Source organism: Schleiferilactobacillus shenzhenensis LY-73, from assembly GCF_000469325.1.
GTDB lineage: Bacteria > Bacillota > Bacilli > Lactobacillales > Lactobacillaceae > Schleiferilactobacillus > Schleiferilactobacillus shenzhenensis.
In genome coordinates, this window is the sequence record NZ_KI271585.1 from 149,853 (window position 1) to 155,629 (window position 5,777).

Annotated in this window: 3 protein-coding genes; 2 read left to right on the plus strand and 1 reads right to left on the minus strand. The window is 59.1% G+C overall.

Annotation, left to right across the window (positions count from 1 at the left end):
- Window positions 1-185: 185 nt before the first annotated feature.
- Window positions 186-830 carry a TetR/AcrR family transcriptional regulator gene (locus L248_RS05385; RefSeq protein ID WP_022529106.1) on the minus strand — a complete coding sequence of 215 codons (645 nt, stop codon included), beginning with the start codon at window positions 828-830 and terminating at the stop codon, window positions 186-188.
- A gap of 186 nt (window positions 831-1,016) precedes the next feature.
- Between L248_RS05385 and L248_RS05390 the strand changes: the two genes are divergently transcribed.
- Together L248_RS05390 and L248_RS05395 are read left to right on the plus strand one after the other, a co-directional pair.
- Entirely contained in the window at window positions 1,017-1,718 is a 702-nt protein-coding gene (locus tag L248_RS05390) for an ABC transporter ATP-binding protein (protein WP_022529107.1), read from the plus strand.
- Between the two features lie 10 nt (window positions 1,719-1,728).
- The gene (locus L248_RS05395) at window positions 1,729-5,682 is read left to right on the plus strand and encodes an FtsX-like permease family protein (RefSeq protein WP_022529108.1); all 3,954 of its coding nucleotides are present in this window, start codon (window positions 1,729-1,731) and stop codon (window positions 5,680-5,682) included.
- Window positions 5,683-5,777: the final 95 nt, after the last annotated feature.

Here is a 5,777-nt window from a genome sequence, read left to right on the forward strand (position 1 = left end):
TAGCAAGAGGAAAGCCCCGCACTTGGGCTTTTGGTGTTAGGGTCCTTAGACTGTGGTGGCCTGCTCGGCGGAGCCCGTTTATGGCAAGAGGAAATCCCTGCACCTGGGATTTTGGGCTTAAGGTCCTCAGACCATGATGGCCTGCCCGCCGGAGCCCGTTTAGAGGGCGGAGCGGCCCCGATCCGTCAACCAACGCTGTCGCTGCCCCTCGTCTTCCCGCCAGATTCACCCAGCCCCAGCAACTCATAGGGACTCATAAACCGCGTCGTCATAATAATGTCCGCCACGGTATCGGCACTCTCGGGATTGTCCTGGCTCAGCCAGAAGGTCACAATATTCGTGATGTCCCCCACGACAATTTCGTGGGCATAATTATCCGGAATCGCCGTCGTCATCTTGGTATTGCCCTTCACCTGGTACAAGTCCGCGTCAATAATCTCCCGCAGGATTTTCTTCATCTCGTTCACCACCTGGGGATCGCCCTGAGGACTGATCAGGGCCTTGACCAGGTCCAGATCGTTGGCGATGTAATGCAGCATCTTGCGCACCGCTTCATAGGTGACCATCGCCTGCCGATTATCCGGCGACACCATCGCCGCGGTCAGGCGGTTGCTGATGATCTCCCGCAGCGCCGTGATGAATTGTTGTTCATAATGATGGATCAGCGCGAATTTATCGGGATAATGGGCATAGAAAGTGCTGCGGTTGATGTGGGCGTATTGAGTGATATCACTGATCGTCATGTGCTCGAAGCCTTTGGTCTGTACCAAGTAGATGAAGGCCGCTTTGATTTTCTGCTCGGTCTTCGTAATCTTCCCGTGGGTCGTCATGGAATCACCTCAGGCCTCATTATGCTGGTCCCCGTGAGAAAAGGCAACGAGGTGTCGGTCTTATTTCTTACATCCGGTTCAAACCAACACAATCTGCCTAATTGATGGTTGCTAAACCGCTTCAATAGTTCGTATACTCAAGTTAAAACAACAGGTTGTTGGTTTCGTGTCGAGGAGGACGAAGGCATGGCGTACATTGAGGTCAAACACAGTTATAAGCGGTACCACATGGGGGACACCACCATCGTGGCCAATAACGATATCAACTTCACCGTCAACCGGGGGGAATTGGTGGTCATTCTGGGCGCGTCCGGTGCCGGCAAGTCGACGATGCTGAACATTCTCGGGGGAATGGACACGAATGATGAAGGCGACGTCATCATTGATGGCCAAAATATCGCCCACGAGTCGCCCCGGGAATTGACGGCCTACCGCCGGGACGATGTGGGCTTCGTGTTCCAGTTCTATAACCTGGTGGAGAACCTGACGGCGAAAGAAAATGTTGAACTGGCGTCGGAAATCGTGAACAACGCCCAAGACGCGACCCAAGCCCTGAAGGATGTGGGCTTGGGTGACCGCATCAACAACTTCCCTTCCCAGTTGTCCGGCGGCGAGCAGCAGCGGGTGGCCATCGCCCGGGCGGTGGCCAAGAACCCCAAGATTCTCCTCTGTGATGAACCCACCGGGGCCCTGGACTACGCCACCGGCAAGCAGGTGCTGCAGATCATCCAAGACATGAGCCGGCAGCGCGGCGCCACCGTCATCATCGTCACCCACAACGCAGCCATCGCCAGCATCGCCGACCGCGTAATCCATTTCCGGGACGCCCAGGTGGCCGGGATCGACATTCACGACCAGCCGGCAGACATCGCGGACATCACGTGGTAGGGGGCGCACGATGAAGAAAACAGCGTTATGGCAAGATATTCGCCAGTCCTTCACGGGCTCTTGGGGCCGGTTTTTCTCGATTATGGGCCTGATGCTCTTAGGCTCCTACGCCCTGGTGGGCCTCTACGTCACCGGCCCGGACATGCGGGTGACGGGCACTGATTACTTCCAGAAGCACAATACGGCGGACATTTCAGTGATTGCCGATTACGGTCTGGACCAGAATGACGTCATGACGATTAAAAAGGCGCCGGGGCTGCGCCAAGCCGAGTTCGGCTATCTGAAAGATGTCGTGGTGAAAGGGACGCATACCAGCATCCGTATCTTTTCTGCTCCCCAAAAGGTCTCGCAGTATGCCTTAGTCGCCGGCCGGATGCCCCGCCGGGCTACGGAAATCGTCCTCAATAGCGCCGAGCAGCAGCATTACCATGTCGGCCAGACATTCAAGGTTACTGAGAAAGCGGACGCCTTGGGCAGCACCGTGCTGCGCCGGCACACGTTTACCATTGTCGGCTTCGTCAACTCCAGTGAACTGATTTCTGACGTGAACATCGGGCAGTCTGCCGCCGGCACCGGGAGCCTGAATGGCTTCGCCGTCGTGCCCGCCAGTGCCTTCCGGTCGGATTATTATATGCTGGCCCGGCTGACCTACCGGAATACCAAAGGCATTGACCCCTACAGCCAGACCTACACCGACCGCCTGGCGGTCCACAAGACGCAGCTTAAAACGCTGTTGAAAAACCAGCCAGCTAAGCGCTTGGCGGCCATCAAGGAGCAAGCCCAAGCCAAAATTGATGCCGGGCAGAAAAGGATCGACTCGGCTAAGCAAAAACTCGCTGCAACCCGGCAGCAGCTGACAGCCGCAAAGAGTCAAATTGCGGCCGCAAATACGCAAATCAACACCCAGCAAACCGCTCTGACTGACCAAGTAGCCAGCGCCCAGCAGCAAATTGCCGCCGGCACTCAACAATTGGCAGCGGCCCGCACGGCGTTCGTTGCAGCGCAGCAGCAACTGGCCGGCGCGCAGACCCAGCTGGCAACTGGCCAAGCGGCCCTCGACCAGAATTGGCAGACCCTGCAGACCAGCCAGGCCCGACTGACCAGAGCCGCCCAGCAGCTCGCGCAAGCGCAGACCCGCTTAACGGCCGGTGGCCAAGCCATCAGCCAGGCCAAGACCCAACTCACCGCCGGTTACCAGACCGTCAATGCCAATCAGGAAAAAATCAACGCGGCCCAAGCCCAAATCACCGCGTCGGCCAGTGCCCTGGCCCAGCAAAAGGCGCTGCTAGACGCCAAAGAAGCGGACTACCAGCAAAACGCAGACACATTCAAAACACGGTTGGCAGAGTGGACCAACGCGCATGATGCCCTGACGGCCCAACAGTCGGCTCTGACTCAGAAAAAGAATCAGCTCGCCAATGGCAAAGACCAGTATGAAGCAGCCCTAACCCAATGGCAGGGCCAAATTGCTGCCCTCGACCAGCAGCTTGCCAACCCGGATCTTGCAGCCGAGGAGCGGGCGGCACTGACCAGCGAACGGACCGCCGCCCAAGCCAAGCTGACGAGTACCCAAACGGCCTACGATCACTTCATGACCAGCGACTATACTCCCGGCATGGCAGAAGCCGCCACGGCCCAGGACAAGATCGATGCGGCCAGCCAAACGCTGGCGGCCGAAAAGAGCCAGCTAGATGAAAGCCAAGCAGCGCTGCAAGCCGCCCAACAAACCCTCGCTGCCAGCCAGCAGCACTACACAGCCGCGGCTGCAGAACTGAGCGCGGCCCGAACCGTATTGGCCCAAAATGTCGCGGCCCTGGCGCAGGCCAAAGACCACCTGGCGGCCGGTGAAAAAGCCTTAGCGGCCCAGCAAGACGCCCTGACCGCCGGCCAAGCGCAGTACGTCCAAGGCCAAGCGGCCTATGCCAGCGGGCAGCAGCAGTACACGACTGGCCTGCAGGCCTGGTTAACCGGTGCCGCGGTCCTGCGCGGCAAGCAGGCCGACTATGCCCAAAACGCGGCCAAAATCAACCAAGCCCAGGCAACACTGCAAAGCCAAACCAACGCGCTCACCACGGCCCAAAATACTTTGACGGCTAAAAAAAGCGCCGGCGAAGCCCAGCTCGCCGCCGCCAAGCAACAGCTTTCTGCCAAAGAAAAGCAGTACACAACCAGTCTCAAGCAGTTCCAAGAAGCTCGCCCGGCCGCCGAGCAAAAGATTGCCGACGCGGAGAGCAGCCTGCGGGAAGCCAAGGCGACCCTCAGCCACTTGGCCCTGCCCGTCTACGCCCGCGATTCGCGCCGGGAGATTCCCGGCGGCGATGGTTACAAGATCTACGGAACGATCTCCTGGATCGTGGATGCCTTGGCCGCTGTCTTCCCCATCTTCCTCTACTTCGTCGCCGCTCTCGTGACCGTCACCACCATGACCCGCTTCGTCGACGAGGAGCGGATCAATTCCGGTACCTTGAAGGCCCTGGGGTACGATGACGCCGACATCATCAAGAAGTTCACCATTTACGGTGCCGCCGCCAGCCTCGTCGGGACCGTCCTCGGGGTGGCGCTGGGCCATACGCTCCTGCCCTATATCGTCTACAATGCCTACCGCATCGGCTTTACCCTGCCGCCCATCGAACTGCACATTCACTGGGGCGTCACGCTCATCGCCTTCTTCCTGGCCTTTCTTAGCGCCGTCGTGCCCGCCTACTGGGTCGCCCGCCGGGAACTCCAGGACCGGCCGGCGGACCTGCTGCTGCCGAAGCCGCCAGCCGCCGGGGCAACGATCTTGTTAGAAAGGATTCCTTTCATCTGGAAACACCTTTCTTTCACTCATAAAGTCACCGCGCGCAACATCTTCCGTTATAAGAAGCGCATGTTCATGACCATCTTCGGTGTCGCCGGTTCCGTCGCCATGCTGTTCACCGGCCTCGCCGTGCAGCACTCCATCGCCGGCATCAACGACCGTCAATTCGGCGACCTGGTGCATTACGACTTGATCGTGGCCCACAATAATTACGTGCCGCACAGTCAGCAGAAACAAATCACGGCCCTGCTGGGCGAGCCGGCGGTGAAGGAACATACCCAGATCCACTACGACACGCTGACCAAGGTGGCCGGTAAGAACGGCGATACCCAGCAGATTAAGCTGATCGTGCCGGCGGATACCCGTACCTTCAGTCACTATATTCGCCTAGTCAACCGCCAGTCCCAGCAAAAGCTGCCGTTGACCAATGACGGCGTGGTGATTTCCGAACGCCTCGCCAACCTGCTTGGGGCCCGCGTGGGCGACACGATCACCCTGCGGGACAGCAGCAACACCGCTCAGAGGATGCGGGTCAGTGGCATCACCGAGATGTACATGGGCCACTTTGCCTTCATGAGTCCCCAAGCTTACCGGCAGGTGTTCCACACGGCCTTCCAGACGAACGCCGACCTGGTCAACCTGCACGACCGGGGGCTGGCGAACACTCGCTGGCAGGCGGCCAAGTTCATCGCCCTGGGCGGGGTCGCCGGGGTCGTCCAGAACACGACCCTGCGCTCCCAGATCACCACCATCGTCAACGCCTTAGACAAGATCATGCTGATCCTGATCCTCGTCGCCGGCGCCCTGGCCGTGGTCATCCTCTACAACCTGACGAACATCAACGTCTCAGAGCGGATGCGCGAGCTGTCCACCATCAAGGTGCTGGGGTTCTACGACAATGAAGTGACGATGTACATCTACCGGGAGACCATTGTCTTGTCGCTGATTGGCGTCCTCGTCGGTTACGGCATCGGCGAGCTGCTGCACCAGTATATTCTGGTGGTGGTGCCGCCGGACGAAGTGATGTTCAACCCTGCTCTGGGGCCGCTGAGCTTCGTCCTGCCCTTCGCCGTCGTCGCCGTCATCACCGTCTTCCTCGGGTTCTTCGTGAACCGCCGGTTGAAGAATGTCGACATGCTGGAAGCGTTGAAGTCGGTGGATTGAGAAAGGCAAGAAAGGTATTCGCGGGGCCTGGCGATTTGGGCCCTCCGCCAGGGGGCCTGGAACGTGGTGGGCACGGCTTTAAGCCTTTTGGCAAA

What these genes read in the sequence shown, in the direction of transcription:
- L248_RS05385 (WP_022529106.1), bottom strand. Translation starts at nt 830, where the DNA reads ATGACGACCCACGGGAAGATTACGAAGACCGAGCAGAAAATCAAAGCG.
- L248_RS05390 (WP_022529107.1), top strand. Translation starts at nt 1,017, where the DNA reads ATGGCGTACATTGAGGTCAAACACAGTTATAAGCGGTACCACATGGGG.
- L248_RS05395 (WP_022529108.1), top strand. Translation starts at nt 1,729, where the DNA reads ATGAAGAAAACAGCGTTATGGCAAGATATTCGCCAGTCCTTCACGGGC.